A 16,416-nucleotide genomic window follows, 5' to 3' on the forward strand; every position below is an offset into this window, starting at 1 on the left:
CTCATCGACCTGGCTCCACCGCGGAGTCACGGCCTGCTCGACCCGCAGGGCGATCGGGGGCCATCGTGCGGCGGGTCGGTTGGCAACCATACGGAAGACGAGGAGGACGCCTCAACAGCAGCGGTGGACGAGTCTCGGGACAACCTGTGGATAGCAGGGGGCAGGCATGTGTGCAGCTTGTGCACAGCCTGTGGATAACTGTGGAAGGGTCTCTCTCAACACCGTTCTGAGCTGGAAAAACAGCTTCCACACCCTGTGGATAAAAAGAAATCGGTCAGCCGCCGGGTCGAACACCGGCGCCAGATCGACCCGAGGCGGATGCCGACCGGCCCACGGCGCGATACCGATCGAGCCGGTACGGGATACAGATCGGGCCCGCGCCGAGTACGGCGCGGGCCCGATCGGTGGTGCGGGATACAGATCGGGCCCGCGCCGAGTACGGCGCGGGCCCGATCGGTGGTGCGGGTGTCAGCCCTGAACGACGCTCAGGTCGAACGCGGCGGTCACCTCGGGGTGCAGCTTGATCCGCACCGGGTAGGAGCCGAGCGACTTGATGTGCGCGGGCAGCTCAAGCCGGCGACGGTCCAGCGTCGGGCCGCCAGCGGCCTTGACGGCCGCGACGATCTCGGCCGCGGTGACCGAACCGAAGAGCCGACCGCCCTCGCCGGCGCGGGCCTTCAGGGCTACCTTCAGCCCTTCGAGCTGGCCCTTGACCTCGTTGGCGTGGCCGAGGTCACGAATCTCGCGGGCCGACCGGGCCCGCTTGATCAGCGTGACCTGCTTCTCCGCGCCCTTGGTCCAGGCGATCGCGAAGCCCTGCGGCAGCAGGTAGTTACGGCCGTAGCCGTTCTTGACCTCCACGATGTCCCCTGGGGCACCGAGGCCGGATACCTCCTGGGTCAGGATGATCTTCATGTCGGCGCCTCCTCTCAGCGAGCCGTCGCCGTGTACGGCAAGAGCGCCATCTCGCGGGCGTTCTTGACCGCACGAGCGATCTGCCGCTGCTGCTGCGAGGTCACGCCAGTCACTCGCCGGGCACGGATCTTGCCCCGGTCGGAGATGAACTTGCGCAGCAGCGCAGTGTCCTTGTAATCGATATAGGTGATCCCGTCCTTATCAAGCGGGTTCACCTTCTTCTTCGGCTTGCGAAGGGCCGCAGCCTTGGCCATTGACCTTGCTCCTGGTTTGCGATTGCGGGCGCTCGGCGCCATCAGAACGGAGGCTCCTCGTCGAAGTTGCCACCACCGGACCCGCCGCGCGAGGGCGCGGGAGCAGGAGCGGCCGAGGCCCACGGGTCGTCGAAGTTGCCTCCGCCGCCCTGGCCACCACCGCCGCCAAAACCACCACCGCCCGAGCGGGACATCTTCTGCACCTTCGCCGTGGCGTAGCGCAGCGACGGGCCGATCTCGTCGACCTCCAGCTCGATGACCGTGCGCTTCTCACCCTCGCGGGTCTCGTACGACCGCTGCCGCAGCCGACCGGACACGATCACGCGGGTGCCGCGCTGCAGCGACTCCGCGACGTGTTCGGCGGCCTGCCGCCACACGGTGCACGAGAGGAACAACGGCTCGCCGTCCTTCCACTCGCTGGACGACTTGTCGAAGAACCGGGGCGTCGAGGCGACCCGGAACTTGGCGACCGCCGCACCGGAGGGGGTGAATCGCAACTCGGGGTCATCGGTCAGATTGCCGATGACCGTGATGATGGTTTCTCCTGCCATGACCATCTCCTCGCGCACTCATCGTCTCGCCGTACAGGCTGACAGAGCCGTCCGACAATGCCGACGAGGCTGATCCGGGGGTGTCGGGGTTGGGGGTCGGGGTGCGCCTCAGCGCACTTCCGGCCGAATAACCTTGGTACGCAGCACCGACTCGTTGAGCCGCAGCTGACGGTCCAGCTCGGCCACCGCTGCTGGCGTCGCCTGCAGGTCGATGACGGCGTAGATCCCCTCGGTCTTCTTGTTGATCTCGTACGCGAGGCGCCGGCGGCCCCACACATCGGTCTTCTCGACCGAGCCACCCGCGGTCCGAATCACGTTCAGGTACGTGTCGAGCGACGGGGCGACGGTGCGCTCCTCAAGGCTGGAGTCGAGGATCACCATGATCTCGTAATGACGCAAGACGTGCTCACCTCCTATGGGCTAGGACGGCCACGGTCCTTCCGTGGCAGGAGGTCGTGCGTCGTGGCCCACCCGGACCCGGGGGGACCCGGCCGGACGTGGACAACCGAACCAGGATACCCGGCCCGGACGATCATGCCCGGGGTGGTGTAAGTGCCCCCGAACATGGTTCACGGGGGGCCCGACCAGGACGTCGATGTCGAGGCGAGCCCCCCGTGAACCAGGGACCGCGGGGTGCCGTGTCCGCATTCCTTGGGTGGGACCTGGGGAGGAACGACCACACCGATGAGGTTGGACCGGCGACACCCCGCGGGGCTTCATCATGTTGTTTCCCGACCATAGCCCCTAATGTGCGGGACTTGTCGGAGAATTCGGTAAATCTCAGACAATCTACTAGTCCAAGCTGACAGAACCGTCCATCCCACCTCGTTCAACGATCGCTGATCACTGCGGTGACGCACCTCTGACCACGCCGCTTACGCGCCTCGCCGCACTGCGGTCGCCGTCGGTCGGTCAACTCGACGTAGGCTCCCCAGCATGCGTATCGGAGCCCACGTCGATTCGTCCGACCCACTGGCGGAGGCGAGCGCACGAGCCGCCGACACCGCGCAGTTCTTCCTCTCCGACCCGCAGGGTTGGAAAACGCCGAAGCCGCGGGCAGACGCCGACCGGCTACGCAGCGCCGAGGTGGACCTCTACGTGCACGCGCCGTACGTGATCAACCTGGCCACGTTGAACAACCGGATCCGGATCCCCAGCCGGAAACTCCTGCTCGCGCACGCCCGAGCCGCCGCCGCTGTCGGAGCCCGTGGCCTGATCGTGCACGGGGGCCACGTCAACGCCGGCGACGACCTCACCACCGGTTTCGACAACTGGCGCAAGGCCTTCGCGTACGCGGCGGAATCCGGCGGCTTCGGCGTGCCGGTGCTGATCGAGAACACCGCTGGCGGGACAAACGCCTGCGCCCGCCGGCTGGACGAGCTCGCCCGGCTCTGGGACACGATCGGCGATCACGAGGTGGGCTTCTGCCTGGACACCTGCCACGCGTACGCGGGGGGTGAGGAGTTACTCGGGCTGGTCGACCGGATCAAGGCGATCACCGGCCGGATCGACCTGATCCACGCCAACAACTCCAAGGGCGCCTTCAACTCGGGCCAGGACCGACACGACAACCTGACCGGCGGCACGATCGACCCGGAACAGGTGGTGGCGGTGATCCGGGCGGCGGGCGCCCCGGTGGTGGTCGAGACACCCGGCGGGGCGGATGGCCAGGCGGCCGACATCGCCTTCCTCCGGGAGCAGCTCGGCGTGCCGGGGTCGACCGGATGACCATCGGACGCTCCGGCGGCACACCGCCACCGAATCCCAAGGCGGCCAGCACCGCCGGTGATCGAAAGCCCAAGACCATCATGGACAAGCTCGAAACCGGCCCGGGTAACGCCGGATCACCCAAGGACGGCTCCACGACCGCCGCCACCGCCAAGACCACCGGCACCGCCACCGCCGAGAGCACCACCGCGGGTGACACCGCCACCGCCACCGCCACCAAGAGCACCACCGCGGGTGACACCGCCACCGCCACCGCCACCAAGAGCACCACCGCGGACACCACTGCTGGCGGCAGCGCCGACGGGCGCAGCGACACGTCCTCTTCGGAGGGCACCGCGACTCCTGCTGACGGCACCGCCGAGAGCACGGCAAAAGAGGATGCCAAGGGCGACAAGGACGACCAGGAGAAACGGGACCCGTTCGCGTCCTTCGGCCCCGCTCCGACACCGGTTCCAACCCGCATCGGCCGGGCAACCCGCGCCGTTGGCCGGTTCCTGACCCACGAGTGGATGCTCGCAGCGCTCGGCTCGCTGGCCCTAGCCGTCGCGATGACCTGGCCGACACTGCGCTACCCGCGCTACACCCTGCCCCAGGACTACTGGGACCCGAGCCTGCAGGCATGGCAGATGGCCTGGTCCGGGCACGCGCTGTTGACCGACCCGGGCCGGCTGTTGCACTCCAACGCGTTCTTCCCGGAACGGTGGAGCTTCGTCTTCTCCGACACCCTGCTCGGGTACGCCCCCGCCGGGATGATCGGCACTGGCCCCGAAGCCGCCCTGCTCCGATACAACATCATGTTCGTGCTGGCCCACGCCCTCGCCACGTTCGGGGCGTACGTGCTGGCCCGGCAGCTGGGGTCCGGCCGGATCGGCGCCGCGGTCGCCGGAGTGACCTACACGTACGCGCCGTGGTTGCTGGCCCACGCCGGGCACCTGAACGTGATCTCCAACGGTGGTATCCCGCTGGCGCTGGCGATGCTCGCTCGGGGGCACGGCTGGTCGCTGCGGCACGGCTACCGACCGGAGAAGCGACGGGTCGGCTGGGTGTACGCCGGCTGGCTGGTCGCCGCCTGGCAGCTCAGCCTCGGCTTCGGCATCGGGCTGCCGTTCGCGTACGTCCTCGCCGGGACCGGGCTGGTCGCCGCGGTGACCTGGTTCCTGCGACGCTGGGTCGTCCGCCCGGTGCGACGCCCCTTCGGTCGACGGCTGTTCGCCGCCAACGTGGTCGGCGGGCTGATCTTCGCTGCGGTTGGCGCGTTGCTCGCCCTCCCCTACTTCACCGTCGTCGAGCTGCATCCGCAGGCGGAGCGGACCGTCGCCGACCTCGCCTGGTTCTCCCCACCCGCGACAGGTTTCCTCACCGCACCGGCCGAGTCACGAATCTGGGGTGACCTGCACGAGGGGGCTCGGTCGACGCTGCCCTGGCAACCGGAGATGACCCTGCTGCCCGGGTACGTGCTCTACGCGCTCGCCCTGGGCGGCCTCTTCTTCTCGGTGTGGCGGGTCCGGCACCGGCTCCTACTGCTGGCGGGGGTCGTGGTCAGCATGGTGCTGGCGATGGGCACCGAACTGTTCGACGGGCAGTACACCTACGTGCCGCTCTTCGAGTACCTACCCGGGTGGAACGGCCTCCGTACGCCGGGTCGGCTGATGCTCTGGACGACCCTGCTACTCGGGCTCCTCGCGGCGGGCGCGGTAAGCGCCTTCGCCGGCCGGGTCCGGAAGATCTCCGCCGCGCGGATCCCGTCCTGGCCGAGCCCGTGGCTGCGGTTGGCCACGCTGCTGCCACTGCTGTTGGTGACCGTCGAGGGGCTGAACCTTACCCCGCACCCGGTCGTCCCGGCGCAGCCCGCGGCGATGCGCACGGTGGACGGCCCGCTGTTGGTGCTGCCGAGCGACCAGAATCGGGACCAGCCGATCATGCTCTGGTCAACCACCCACTTCCAGGACATCGTCAACGGGGGGAGTGGCTTCTCACCGACCCTGGTCGAGGAGGTGCGTCAGGCGACGATCACGTTCCCCGACCAGGCCAGCGTCGACTACCTGCGCACCCTGGGCGTTCGCAACGTCCTGATCCCTCGGGATCAGGTGGCCGGCACGCCCTGGGAATTCACCATCGACGCGCCGGTTGACCTGCTCGGCATCACCCGGGAGGAGATCGGCGACGTGGTCGTCTACCGCCTGTGACCGGATCCCGCGCCGGTCAGATCGCCACCGGCGCGGGCGCTCGCTGTCTGGCCACCCAGGGGGCGTCCGGTGCGCCGTCGATGACCCCGCCGTCCGGGTCGTCGGGGTAGCTGGCCCGTACCGCGTCCTGCTCCGGCCGGAGAATCTCCTGGATGACCAGCACGCAGAGCACGGCGACGGTGGTCAGCCGGAACGCGGCGGCCAGCACGAAGACGCCCTCGGGAAAGACCGGCGTGCCGGTGGAGGTGCCCAGCAGCTCGCCGTAGAAGGCCAAGAAGTAGCCAACCTCGGCGAGCTGCCAGGCCAGGAAGGCACCCCACTTGGGGCGGGCGAGCACAACGAGGGGCAGCAGCCAGAGCACGAACTGCTGCGACCAGACCTTGCTGAAAATCAGGAAGGCGGCGACCACGAGGAAGGCGAGCTGGGCGAGGCGCGGGCGGCGCGGGGCCCGCAGGGCCAGCACGGCGATGCCGATGCAGGCCAGGAAGAACAGCGCGTACGCCAGGTTGTTCAGCACCGGAATGTTGTTGCTCAGCCACTCGAAGGGGCCGGCGCCGGGCTCGCCGATCCTGCCGTCGAGGTAGCGGCCGATGTACCAGAGGGTGCCCCAGTCGATCGGCCGCTCCGTGTTGAGCTCCAGAAAACGTCCCCAGTTGGTGGGGTTGGCCAGCGCGGCGGGGAGGTTCACCAGGACCAGCGCCACCGCGCCCGTGACGATCGCGGTGAGCGCGGCCCGCAGCCGGCTACTCCGGATGGCCAGCAGCAGGATCGGCCAGAAGAGGAAGAGCGGCCAGAGCTTCGCGGCCCCGCCTAGGCCGAGTAGCAGGCCGGCCAACGCGGGATTGCGGCGTGCCCAGGCGAAGAGGCCGAAGGCGGCCAGTCCGATGGCGAGAAAGTCCCAGTTGACGGTGGCGGTGAGCAGCAGCGCGGGGGCGAGCGCGAAGAGTGCCGCGTCCCAGGGTCGTCGACGCCGTAGCGCCAGGATCACCGCGACGGTGGCCACCGCCAGTGCCCCGAGCACCAGCGCGTTCAGGTTGTAGAACCACATGGCCTGGTTCAGGCCGGGGTCCGTGCTGCCGAGCGCGTGCACCGGCAGGCCGAGGGCACCCATGAAGTACCCAGTGAGCACCGGATACTCCACCGGGTGGTCCAGGTAGGGGACCTTGCCCTCGTTGAGCCCTTCGGCGTAGTAGAGGGCGAGCACGTCGGTGTAGCAGAAGCGGGTGTACTGGACGTTGTTCGCCCAGGCGCCGTCCTGGCAGGGCGACTTCTGCACCCAGTGCAGGGCCATCGTCAGGCAGACCAGGGCCAGGACGATCCGGACCGCGGTCCAGAACCGACGCTCCCCGCCGACCGGCCGGTCCAAGGCGGTGGCGTGGTCGCCCAACGGGCCACCGATCAGGCCGGAGACGCCACGAACGAAGCCGTCGGAGCGGGACGGGTGGTCTGGTGCGGCGGCGTTGTCCATACCACCCGTCGTCTGCGTCTTCATGACGTGCATCCTGCACTAGATCGGTGTTGCCGTCGTGCACCTGGATGGCCTTGACGCTGGCCAGCCCAGCTAGTCCCGCCCAGGTCGTTCGGGGCCTCCGTTCGGCGGCGGCGGGAATCCGATATCCCCGCCGTTGTCACCACCGCCGTTGTTGTCGCCACCGCCGTTGTTGTCGCCACCGCCGTTGTTGTCGCCACCGCCGTTGTTGTCGTCGTCGCCGTTGTCGTTGTCGTTGCAGAACAGGCCAAACGGCCCACAGTCCGGCTCCGGCGGGGGCGGCAACGCACCGTTACCGGCCTGGTCGTCCCCGACTCCGGTGATATTCGGCAGGTCCGACTTGGGCTCGTCTTTCAGCGCCTCGTTCATGAATTTTTTCCACACATCCGCCGGCATGGTGCTGCCGCCGATGTTACTGCCATTCTTGTTTTTGATCGCACCAATGTTGTACTTGACCGTACTACTGGCGGATTTGTTGCTACCGATCCAGATCGCGGTCGCCAGGTTGTCGTCGTAGCCGACCATCCAGGCGTTCGAGTTGTAGTCGGTCCCGTCCAATTCCCAGGTGCCGGTCTTCCCGGCCGCCTCCCGCCCTCCGGAGAGGGCGTCCTTGTTCCTCACCGGGATTTGCTTCAGGACAGCGGTCACCTCATCGGTGACCTCTTTGCGGATCCGTTGCTGCCCGTCCAGCTTCTCGCCGGTCCCGCGGACGACCTTCCACTCGCCGGTGTCCTTGTCCTTCTGCTCGACCTTGAGCACGAAGTGCGCCTGGTGGAAGATGCCGTCGTTCGCCAGCGTCGCGAGACCGTTGGCGTGGTCGAGGACGGTGATCGGGTACTGGCCAAAGCCCACCACCCGGTCGAAATAGTCTGGCGCCAGGTCCTCCGGCTTCTCCGCCAGCAGGTTGTACGGCTTGGCCGGGTCGCCGTTGTCCCACATGGTGGTGACACCCGCCTGCCGGGCCATGCTGATCACCTTGTCCGAGCCGATCTGCTCCGCCACGTGGAAGAACGGAACGTTGTACGACTCGACCGTCGAATAGTCGAGAGTGCAGGAATTGTTCTCACAGTCGACGGTTCGACCCGCGTTCCCGATCTCATTGTCGTAGCCCTCGGGGGTGAAGGGCTCGGCGTCCCACCGTGAGTTGACGGAGATGCCGGCCTCGATGGCGGCCGCTAGGGTGTAGATCTTGAAGGACGAGGCGGGCGGATGGCCGCCATAGAGCGTGCCGTCCTTGCTGGTGTTCTTGCCGGCCCAGTCGATATCGGCGCCACTCTCCCCACCGTAGTAGGCGAGCACCCGGCCGGTCTCGGGTTCCACGGCGACTCCGGCGGCCTGCAGGTTATCTGGCTCGCCGTTGAGGGGCGAGTCCTTCGCCTCCGCCCGGGCCGCGTTCTCCATCGCGGTCTGCATCTCGTCGTCGATCGTTGTGGTGATCTTGTAACCGCCCTCGCGCAGCGCATCCATACAGGTGGGCGTGCCCTCGTCCCCCGCCCCCGTGTTGGTGCAGAGTCCCCACTGCTCCATCTCCGCCCGCACGTAGTTGATGACGTTGCCGCGGGGGGTGCCCACACCGAAGCCGTTGCCCCCCTCGGCCACCGGCTTCACCTCCGGAAGCTCGGTCGGACGCTCCGCCGCGTTGAGCCACCCCTCGGCCACCATCCCGTCGAGGACGTAGTCCCAGCGCGCCTTCGCGTCCTCCGGGCTGACCGCCGGGTCGTACCCGTTGTGGGTGGCGGTCTTCTCCGGCTGCTTGATGAGCCCGGCCAGCACCGCGCCCTCGCCGACGGTCAACTCGCTGGCGGGCTTGCCGAAGAAGGTCTGCGCCGCGGCCTCGACCCCGTACGCGCCGCGGCCGAAGTAGATCACGTTGAGATAGTTCTCCATGATCTCGTCCTTGCTGAAATCGTCGTTCAGCTTGGAGGCGAAGATCGCTTCCCGAACCTTGCGGGCGTAGGTGTCGTCCTCAAGGCTCGCGTAGGCGTTACGCGCGTACTGCTGCGTGATCGTGGACGCGCCCTGCCGGCTACCGCCGGTGAAGTTGTTCCAGGCGGCCCGGGCAATGCCCTTGTAGTCGACGCCCGAGTGCCGGTAGAAGTTCCGGTCCTCGGCCGCGGCGACCGCGTCCCGCACGTGCTTCGGCATCTGGCTGACGGTGATCAGCGTCCGGTTCTCGTTACCGAGCTTCGCGACCAGGCCCTTGCCGTCACTCGTGTAGACCGTTGTCGACTGCGGAAGGGGAATCTGGTCGGGCAGGACGACGTTGGTGGAGAAGTAGGTGAAGCCGACGACGCCCAGCCCGGCGAACATGATGAAGACCGCGAACGAGGCGATCAACATGTTGGTCCGCTTCCGCTTCTTCGCCCGCGCGGCGTTCGGGTCACGGCCACCATTGCGGGATCGGCCCGATCCACCGGGGCCGCCCGGGCCGCCGGGACCACCGGCGGCCGACGCGACGCCGGCCCGCGCCACCGAGGCCCGGCCTCCGGCCACCGCGGCACCGGCTCGGGCCCGCCCCGCGGAGGCCGACCCGACGGAGGCCGACCCGCTCGCGGCACCGACGCTCGCGCGCCCGGCGGAGCCACCCGGCGCGGGGGATACCGGCACGGAGGCGCGGCCCGGCGCGGCCGGCACCGAGGCACGGCCCGGTCCGGCCGGGCTCGGCACCGCAGCACGGCCCGGTCCCGCCGGGGTCGGCACCGAAGCGCGACCTGCCCGGCCAACTGAGGCCGAGCCGGCGGCACCCTGGGTGGGGACGGAAGCCGAGCCACCAACCGAAGCCCGGCCGCTGGAAGCGCCACCCCGGGGTGTCACCGAGGCGCGGCCCGCTGTTCCCTCCGGTCCGGCCGACTGGCCGCGCGCCGCACCACCGGGGGCGCGGTACGCGTCGTCGGCCCGCCCGGGGACGCCGTGCTGGCCCGGTATCTGGGCCCGCCCACGCGAGGAGCTGGGGTCGCCGTACGAGTTCATTCTTCACACCCTGCCGGTCGCGGTGGAGCGCTGCCGCGCCACCACCGGTTTGCCGTGAGTTGCGGCACCCAGTGACACGACGCGGTCCCGTCGCGCAAGGGTGCCTATTTGCCAATCAAGCGGGCTAATCGGACTATCAGCGGGTCGATCGAGCTGGGCGGCGGCCCGTCGGGCCGAAGTGACCGATCGTGCTGACGTCACCGTTGCGCCTCTCGCCTCCGTTGCCCGCCGGGAGCGTCCGTGGTGAGCACCCCGCCCACTACGACCTGCTCCGGCCCGTTCTCCACCAGCCCGTCCCGGCCGAGCAAATACTGCTCGATGAGGTGGTTCCAGGCACAGCCAAGGCACACTTCTACCACGAAGACCTGAAACTCACGCAGTGTCATCGCCAGCGCGGGCAGCTCCGCCAGCCTCCGGGCCTGACCGGCGGACTGCCGGAGCTCGTCGCCGTAAATGTAGTGCACCCGCGTCAGGTTCTCACTCCGACAGATCGGGCACCGCTCGTCGGTCGGCTCACCGTGGAACCGGGCCGCGTTCTTCAGGTAGGGCGAGGCGTCGCAGAGGTCATCCGGGCCGACCCGGTTGGTCAGGAACTCCCGCAGCGCCGCCCGCTTCCGGAGCGAGTAGTCGACCACCTGACGCTGCGTACGCATGAGCACGAGAGTACGCGGTGCCGCCGCACCCGGCGACAGAGTGACTGCCGGTAATCGGGACACGGCGGTGCGGGTTTGCCCCACCCAGGGCGATCCGCTAGCGTGGCGATGTATCGGACCGATACATCGCACGGTTAGTGCTCAGGTGAGCAGGGTAAGGAGGATGACAGTGCTCGAACTAGCCATCCTCGGCCTCCTGCAAGAGGCTCCGATGCACGGCTACGAGCTGCGCAAGGAGCTCACCGCGAAACTCGGTGCCATCCGGGCGGCCATCAGCTACGGAAGCCTCTACCCAACCCTGCGCCGCCTACAGGCGGCAGGCTGGATCACCGAGGCCAACGAGACACCCGACGTCTCGGACGTTCCCGCGCTGACCAGCCGACGAGGCCGCGTGGTTTACAAAATCACCGCGGAGGGCAAGGAGCGGTTCGCCCAACTCATCGCCCATGCCGGGCCCGAGACGTATGACGACACCGGTTTCGGCGTGCACTTCGCGTTCTTCGCCCGAACCGACCAGGCAACCCGACTGCGCATCCTGGAGGGTCGCCGCCGCAAGATCGAGGAGCGCCGCGAAGGGCTCCGCGACGTGCTGGGTCGCGCTGCCGAACGGCTCGACGCGTACACCCTGGAACTGCAACGCCACGGCCTGGACGCCTGTGAGCGTGAGGTTCGCTGGCTGGAGGAGCTCATCGCCAACGAGCGCTCCGGCCGTGCCCCGACCGCCCCGATCACCGGGGCCGCCGGCGGCCAACCAGAAGACAACAGCCCGCCTCCGCCTGGAGCGTCCAGGGAAGAGCGGCCGTGATGAAGGAGAAGGAGGCAGACGCTATGGGCTCCGTCCGCGTCGCCATCGTCGGTGTGGGTAACTGCGCCTCGTCCCTCGTACAGGGCGTGGAGTACTACCGGAACGCCGACCCGAACGACCGCGTCCCGGGTCTCATGCACGTCACCTTCGGCGACTACCACGTCTCGGACGTGGAGTTCGTCGCGGCGTTCGATGTGGACGCCAAGAAGGTGGGCATGGACCTCGCCGAGGCGATCGTCGCCAGCGAGAACAACACCATCAAGCTGTGCGACGTGCCCCCGACCGGCGTGACCGTGCAGCGCGGCCCGACGTTCGACGGTCTCGGCCAGTACTACCGCGAGATCATCGAGGAGTCGGACATCCAGCCGGTGGACGTGGCCGAGACGCTGCGCGCGGCCAAGGTTGACGTGGTCGTGGCCTACCTGCCGGTGGGCTCCGAGGAGGCCGGCAAGTTCTACGCCCAGGCCGCGATCGAGGCCGGCTGCGCCTTCGTCAACGCCCTGCCCGTCTTCATCGCCTCCGACCCGGTCTGGGCGAAGAAGTTCGAGGACGCGGGCCTGCCGATCGTCGGCGACGACATCAAGAGCCAGGTCGGCGCCACCATCGTGCACCGCGCCCTCGCGAAGCTGTTCGAGGACCGCGGCGTTGAGCTGCTGCGCACGTACCAGCTCAACTTCGGCGGCAACATGGACTTCATGAACATGCTGGAGCGCAACCGCCTGGTCTCCAAGAAGATCTCGAAGACCCAGTCGGTGACCTCCCAGGTGCCGCACGAGATGGCCAAGAGCGACGTGCACATCGGCCCGTCGGACCACGTGCCGTGGCTGGACGACCGCAAGTGGGCCTACATCCGCCTGGAGGGCCGCTCCTTCGGCGACACCCCGCTCAACGCGGAGCTGAAGCTCGAGGTGTGGGACTCGCCGAACTCCGCCGGCGTCATCATCGACGCGGTCCGGGCCGCGAAGATCGCCCTGGACCGGAAGATCGGCGGCCCGATCCTGTCGGCGTCGTCGTACTTCATGAAGTCCCCGCCGGTGCAGTACGCCGACTCCGACGCGCACGCCGCCGTCGAGGAGTTCATCGCCGGCGAGATCGCGCGCTGACGTTCTGACTTACCGCACTGGGGTGGGACCGGCTGGGCCCCACCCCAGTGACAACTGTTGGCCGGCACCCGAACCGGGTGCCGGCCAACAGTTTCTTTTCCCCTTGTGGGTTGGGTCTATAGGTTTGGGTCAGCTGCTCCAGTGCTCGGCCACCAGGTCAGCGGCCTGGGTCTCCCACTGGGCGTAGTGGAACGGGTACGCGGACACCTGCACCTTCTGCGCGGCCTCGGTCAACGGCAGCTCCTGCCAGCCCTCGACCTGCTTCAAACCCTTGAGGAAGGCGGTGGTGGAGTACTCAGGGTCGGTGATCTGCTCCACCGTGCCCCAACCGCTGGACGGGCGCTGCTGGAACAGGCCCTGCGAGTCGTGGTCGTTCCGAGCACCCAGGTGTCCCAGGTTCTCCAGCTTCGACTCCTGCAGGCTGGTGGCGATCGCCACCACGGCGGCCCGCTCGTCCATGTCGGCCTTCTTCGTGGCCCCGATGATGGCCTTCACGTTGTCGGTCTGCTCGCCACCCAGGTCGATGCGCGACTGCTCACCCTGCGTACCGTGCGGGATCAGCGTGCCCTTGTCCGGCTTCTCCGCCGGCACCGCAGCCGCCGAGGTGGCCGGGTCCGCCGAGGTGGCCGAGTCCGACGTGCTCGGGGTGGGGGTGGAAGCGGTGGTGGTGTCGAAGGTCTGAGGGCCAGCGACCACACCGACGCCGAAGGCCAGACCAGCGATACCAAGTGCACTACGCAACATGATCGTGTTCATGAGTGTTGCTCCATTCGGGGGTCGACACCCACACGCACCCGAAGGGGGTCGGGAGCGGGGTGCAAGCACCGTCCGGCGCTCAAAGAACCAAGGGATAGGTCGGCGACCGCGGGTCTCGTCGGGACACGCACGGCGCCGGGTCCAGATATAACGACCGGCCGACCACCACCATTCCCGGCGGCCGTCCCCGCTTACGGCGGGGCACTTCCTCGGTCGTACGCATGGTGTAACGCCCCGGCGCCCGCCACGATTCCGCCCCCACCATGACTTGGTCACGTCCCAAATAGGCATGGACTGGACATATCGCTTCCCGAGTTCCGGATACCGACCTCAGTTGCGGCCTTCTCGGCATGCCCCCATCGGTCGGCGCTCGGGCCGGGAGATTTGTCTGATTCTGGCGTTTTTGGGCGTTTCTCAACCGGTCCAGGAGATCGGTAATCGATGATATGTTCGCTTGGTTTGCGCAGCACTGTCCGCTCGGAGGTAGGAATGATGCCGGAAATTCGCCGGTGGGTAGTCCGGGACACCGACGCGCGCCGAGCGGGACGCACCGTGGCCGGCTGGCTCTTCCTCGCGCTGGCGGTGACCGTGACGCAGGTGACCGGCGGGTGGCCCGCCCTCGCGCAGCAGCAACCCGCCGCGTCCAGCGCGATGTCGGAGACCGTGCTCGCCTGGGGAGGAAACGGCCAGGGCGAGCTCGGCGACGGCACCACCACCGACAGCTCCGTCCCCGTGGAAGCGGAGTTACCGGCCAACACCACGATCACCGCCATCGCCGCCGGCAACGGTCACAGCCTCGCGTTGACCTCCGACGGTGCCGTCCTCGCCTGGGGCGAAAACCTCTCCGGCGAGCTGGGCGACGGCACCAACACCAACCGCAACACCCCGGTGGAGGTCAACCTCCCCCCGAACACCACGGTCACCGCCATCGCCGCCGGCCACAACCACAGCCTCGCGTTGACCTCCACCGGCACCGCCCTCGCCTGGGGCTACAACTTCTTCGGCCAGCTGGGCGACGGCACCACCACCAACCGCAACACCCCGGTGGAGGTGGACCTACCGACCGGCACCACCATCACCGCCATCTCCGCCGGCGCCGTCCACAGCCTGGCGATAACCACGGCCGGCACCGCCCTCGCCTGGGGCGGTAACTACTCCGGCCAGCTGGGCGACGGCACCACCGACGACAGGAACACCCCGGTGGAGGTGGACCTGCCGACCGGCACCAGCATCACCTCCATCGCCGCCGGCGGCGTCCACAGCCTGGCGGCAACCTCCGCCGGCACCGCCTTCGCCTGGGGCAGTAACACCTACGGCGAGCTCGGCGATGGCACCAACACCGACCGCACTGTGCCAGTTGCCGTCAGTCTCCCCGCGAACACCACGGTCACCACCATCACCGCCAGCGCCATCCACAGCCTGGCGATGACCTCCGCCGGCACCGCCCTCGCCTGGGGCTACAACTACTACGGTCAGCTGGGCGACGGCACCACCGACAACAGCAACACCCCCGTGAACGTCAACCTGCCGACCGGCACCACGCTCACCACTATCACCGCCGGCGGCGGCCACAGCCTGGCGATGACCTCCACCGGCACCGCACTCGCCTGGGGCGGCAATTACTCCGGCCAGCTGGGCGACGGCACCACCAATCAGAGCAACACCCCAGTGAACGTCAACCTGCCGACCGGCACCGCCATCGCCACCATCACCGCCGGCAACGACCACGGCATGGCCCTCATCGAACCACCGAGTTCCACCACCACGCTGGAGGTCGCACCGCGGAACCCGGAACCGGATCAGGACGTCACGCTCACCGCCACCGTCACCTGCACCACCGACGTCCCCACCGGAACCATCACCTTCCGCAACGGCAGCAGTGACCTCCACGCCGTGCCCCTGGATGGCACCAACACCGCCGCCCACACCACCAGGCTCCCGGCCGGCACTCACACCCTCACCGCCCACTACACCAGCACCAACACCTGCCCCAGCGGTCAGTCGGAGGCCACCACCATCACCATCGACACGCCCGCCAGCCCCAGCCCCGACACGCCCGACGACCCCGGCCTCCCCATCACCGGCCCAAGCCTGCCCACCACCGTCGGCGCCGCCGCCCTGCTCCTACTCATCGGCACCGCCCTGATCCACCTCGACCGCAGACGCCGACCAACACACCACCCGCGCTGAGCGAGCCGTGGTCGGTACCTCAGCCCTTACCGTGCAGCGGTTCCTCGTTGATCTGGAAGCACGTCTGGAGTGAGCATGGCGGCGAAGACCTGGGTCCACTCGATCGAGCCGAGCAGGGTCGCCTGGCACGTCAGCACCCGCAGTGGCGGTGGCGGTGGCGACTGTGTCGAGGCGGGGCCGGTGCTCGATGGGAGCAGGCGGGTCGCCGTACGCGACAGCAAGGACCGCTCCGGCCCGGTCCTCGGCTTCTCCGCCACCAGCTGGACCGACTTCCTCACCGGCCTACGGTCCGGCACCCTGACCGGCTAGCCCGCCGCCGACCAGCTTCGCCGAAGGGCCACACCGGCCTCCAACTCCAACAGCTTCACCTTCCGGTCGAGCCCGCCACCGAAGCCGACCAGTTTGCCGCCGGAGCCGACGATCCGGTGGCAGGGCACGATCACCGGCACCGGGTTCCGGTTGCATGCCACGCCGACCGCCCGCGCCGCCGAGGCGTCGCCGAGCCGCCGGGCCACCTCGCCGTAGGTGAGCGTCTCCCCGTAGGGAATGGCGGTCATCTCCCGCCACACCGCCCGCTCGAACTCCGAGCCCCGGGGGATTCGCACTGGCACGGTGAAGGCGGTCAGCTCCCCGGCGAAGTAGGCCCGCAGCTCGGCGACGGCGCGGGCCGAGAGGTCGTCGGCGGGTTCGTCGGCGGCCTCGGTGACCCGCGCGAAGTGCGCTCCGCACACGGCCTCACCGTCGGTGGCCAGGGAGAACTCGCCGATCGGCGAGTCGAGCACGGTCCAGCGCATCCGCCTATTCTCCTTCGCCGGT

Annotated in this window: 16 protein-coding genes; 7 read left to right on the plus strand and 9 right to left on the minus strand. The window is 68.6% G+C overall.

The genetic code is table 11. The features are described 5' to 3' along the window. Nucleotides 1-468: 468 nt before the first annotated feature. From rplI to rpsF, 4 genes are all read right to left on the minus strand, one after another. Nucleotides 469-915, minus strand: coding sequence for a 50S ribosomal protein L9 (rplI, locus tag SALPAC2_RS0116500; RefSeq protein WP_018217745.1), 447 nt, complete (start codon nt 913-915; stop codon nt 469-471). Nucleotides 916-929: 14 nt separating this feature from the next. Further along, nucleotides 930-1,169 (minus strand): 30S ribosomal protein S18, encoded by a 240-nt coding sequence (rpsR, locus tag SALPAC2_RS0116505; RefSeq protein ID WP_007073789.1) that lies wholly within the window; start codon nt 1,167-1,169, stop codon nt 930-932. A 41-nt stretch (nt 1,170-1,210) separates the two neighbouring features. Beyond that, nucleotides 1,211-1,738 carry a single-stranded DNA-binding protein gene (locus SALPAC2_RS0116510; RefSeq protein ID WP_018733076.1) on the minus strand — a complete coding sequence of 176 codons (528 nt, stop codon included), beginning with the start codon at nt 1,736-1,738 and terminating at the stop codon, nt 1,211-1,213. A gap of 90 nt (nt 1,739-1,828) precedes the next feature. After that, nucleotides 1,829-2,119 (minus strand): 30S ribosomal protein S6, encoded by a 291-nt coding sequence (rpsF, locus tag SALPAC2_RS0116515; RefSeq protein WP_025618049.1) that lies wholly within the window; start codon nt 2,117-2,119, stop codon nt 1,829-1,831. Nucleotides 2,120-2,656: 537 nt separating this feature from the next. Here rpsF and SALPAC2_RS0116520 point away from each other — a divergent pair. After that, nucleotides 2,657-3,448 carry a deoxyribonuclease IV gene (locus SALPAC2_RS0116520; protein ID WP_018217748.1) on the plus strand — a complete coding sequence of 264 codons (792 nt, stop codon included), beginning with the start codon at nt 2,657-2,659 and terminating at the stop codon, nt 3,446-3,448. Next, the gene (locus tag SALPAC2_RS0116525; protein ID WP_018217749.1) at nt 3,445-5,634 is read left to right on the plus strand and encodes a hypothetical protein; all 2,190 of its coding nucleotides are present in this window, start codon (nt 3,445-3,447) and stop codon (nt 5,632-5,634) included. Before SALPAC2_RS0116520 ends, SALPAC2_RS0116525 begins: the two co-directional genes overlap by 4 nt. Before the next feature lie 16 nt (nt 5,635-5,650). Here SALPAC2_RS0116525 and SALPAC2_RS0116530 read toward each other — a convergent pair whose 3' ends face one another. Further along, nucleotides 5,651-7,126 (minus strand): glycosyltransferase family 87 protein, encoded by a 1,476-nt coding sequence (locus SALPAC2_RS0116530; RefSeq protein WP_018217750.1) that lies wholly within the window; start codon nt 7,124-7,126, stop codon nt 5,651-5,653. A 69-nt stretch (nt 7,127-7,195) separates the two neighbouring features. Continuing rightward, nucleotides 7,196-9,463, minus strand: a complete 2,268-nt coding sequence (locus SALPAC2_RS0116535) for a transglycosylase domain-containing protein (protein ID WP_018217751.1) — start codon at nt 9,461-9,463, stop codon at nt 7,196-7,198. Between SALPAC2_RS0116535 and SALPAC2_RS28000 the strand changes: the two genes are divergently transcribed. Next, nucleotides 9,432-10,151 carry a hypothetical protein gene (locus SALPAC2_RS28000; RefSeq protein WP_026184803.1) on the plus strand — a complete coding sequence of 240 codons (720 nt, stop codon included), beginning with the start codon at nt 9,432-9,434 and terminating at the stop codon, nt 10,149-10,151. The two genes, SALPAC2_RS0116535 and SALPAC2_RS28000, sit on opposite strands and share 32 nt — an antisense overlap. A gap of 139 nt (nt 10,152-10,290) precedes the next feature. Here SALPAC2_RS28000 and SALPAC2_RS0116545 read toward each other — a convergent pair whose 3' ends face one another. Then, complete coding sequence (locus tag SALPAC2_RS0116545) at nt 10,291-10,746, minus strand: DUF5318 domain-containing protein (RefSeq protein ID WP_018217752.1); 456 nt, start codon at nt 10,744-10,746, stop codon at nt 10,291-10,293. A 169-nt stretch (nt 10,747-10,915) separates the two neighbouring features. Here SALPAC2_RS0116545 and SALPAC2_RS0116550 point away from each other — a divergent pair, with 169 nt between their 5' ends. Then, nucleotides 10,916-11,551 carry a PadR family transcriptional regulator gene (locus SALPAC2_RS0116550; RefSeq protein WP_018217753.1) on the plus strand — a complete coding sequence of 212 codons (636 nt, stop codon included), beginning with the start codon at nt 10,916-10,918 and terminating at the stop codon, nt 11,549-11,551. 23 nt (nt 11,552-11,574) lie between these two features. Then, complete coding sequence (locus SALPAC2_RS0116555; RefSeq protein ID WP_018217754.1) at nt 11,575-12,654, plus strand: inositol-3-phosphate synthase; 1,080 nt, start codon at nt 11,575-11,577, stop codon at nt 12,652-12,654. A gap of 129 nt (nt 12,655-12,783) precedes the next feature. Here SALPAC2_RS0116555 and SALPAC2_RS0116560 read toward each other — a convergent pair whose 3' ends face one another. Further along, nucleotides 12,784-13,410, minus strand: coding sequence for a hypothetical protein (locus SALPAC2_RS0116560; protein WP_018217755.1), 627 nt, complete (start codon nt 13,408-13,410; stop codon nt 12,784-12,786). 489 nt (nt 13,411-13,899) lie between these two features. Here SALPAC2_RS0116560 and SALPAC2_RS0116565 point away from each other — a divergent pair, with 489 nt between their 5' ends. Then, nucleotides 13,900-15,600, plus strand: coding sequence for an RCC1 domain-containing protein (locus SALPAC2_RS0116565; protein ID WP_018217756.1), 1,701 nt, complete (start codon nt 13,900-13,902; stop codon nt 15,598-15,600). Between the two features lie 75 nt (nt 15,601-15,675). Beyond that, nucleotides 15,676-15,909 (plus strand): DUF397 domain-containing protein, encoded by a 234-nt coding sequence (locus SALPAC2_RS0116570; protein ID WP_026184804.1) that lies wholly within the window; start codon nt 15,676-15,678, stop codon nt 15,907-15,909. On the opposite strand, the gene SALPAC2_RS0116575 is transcribed toward SALPAC2_RS0116570, so the two are convergent. Beyond that, complete coding sequence (locus SALPAC2_RS0116575; protein WP_018217758.1) at nt 15,906-16,394, minus strand: methylated-DNA--[protein]-cysteine S-methyltransferase; 489 nt, start codon at nt 16,392-16,394, stop codon at nt 15,906-15,908. The genes SALPAC2_RS0116570 and SALPAC2_RS0116575 overlap by 4 nt on opposite strands. Nucleotides 16,395-16,416: the final 22 nt, after the last annotated feature.

Source organism: Salinispora vitiensis (assembly GCF_000378825.1).
GTDB classification, from domain to species: domain Bacteria; phylum Actinomycetota; class Actinomycetes; order Mycobacteriales; family Micromonosporaceae; genus Micromonospora; species Micromonospora vitiensis.

Excerpts from the sequence above, each read along its gene's own strand:
- rplI (WP_018217745.1), bottom strand. The coding sequence starts at position 915 with ATGAAGATCATCCTGACCCAGGAGGTATCCGGCCTCGGTGCCCCAGGG.
- rpsR (WP_007073789.1), bottom strand. The coding sequence starts at position 1,169 with ATGGCCAAGGCTGCGGCCCTTCGCAAGCCGAAGAAGAAGGTGAACCCG.
- SALPAC2_RS0116520 (WP_018217748.1), top strand. The coding sequence starts at position 2,657 with ATGCGTATCGGAGCCCACGTCGATTCGTCCGACCCACTGGCGGAGGCG.
- SALPAC2_RS0116525 (WP_018217749.1), top strand. The coding sequence starts at position 3,445 with ATGACCATCGGACGCTCCGGCGGCACACCGCCACCGAATCCCAAGGCG.
- SALPAC2_RS0116530 (WP_018217750.1), bottom strand. The coding sequence starts at position 7,126 with ATGAAGACGCAGACGACGGGTGGTATGGACAACGCCGCCGCACCAGAC.
- SALPAC2_RS28000 (WP_026184803.1), top strand. The coding sequence starts at position 9,432 with ATGATGAAGACCGCGAACGAGGCGATCAACATGTTGGTCCGCTTCCGC.
- SALPAC2_RS0116535 (WP_018217751.1), bottom strand. The coding sequence starts at position 9,463 with ATGTTGATCGCCTCGTTCGCGGTCTTCATCATGTTCGCCGGGCTGGGC.
- SALPAC2_RS0116545 (WP_018217752.1), bottom strand. The coding sequence starts at position 10,746 with ATGCGTACGCAGCGTCAGGTGGTCGACTACTCGCTCCGGAAGCGGGCG.
- SALPAC2_RS0116555 (WP_018217754.1), top strand. The coding sequence starts at position 11,575 with ATGGGCTCCGTCCGCGTCGCCATCGTCGGTGTGGGTAACTGCGCCTCG.
- SALPAC2_RS0116560 (WP_018217755.1), bottom strand. The coding sequence starts at position 13,410 with ATGAACACGATCATGTTGCGTAGTGCACTTGGTATCGCTGGTCTGGCC.
- SALPAC2_RS0116565 (WP_018217756.1), top strand. The coding sequence starts at position 13,900 with ATGATGCCGGAAATTCGCCGGTGGGTAGTCCGGGACACCGACGCGCGC.
- SALPAC2_RS0116570 (WP_026184804.1), top strand. The coding sequence starts at position 15,676 with ATGGCGGCGAAGACCTGGGTCCACTCGATCGAGCCGAGCAGGGTCGCC.
- SALPAC2_RS0116575 (WP_018217758.1), bottom strand. The coding sequence starts at position 16,394 with ATGCGCTGGACCGTGCTCGACTCGCCGATCGGCGAGTTCTCCCTGGCC.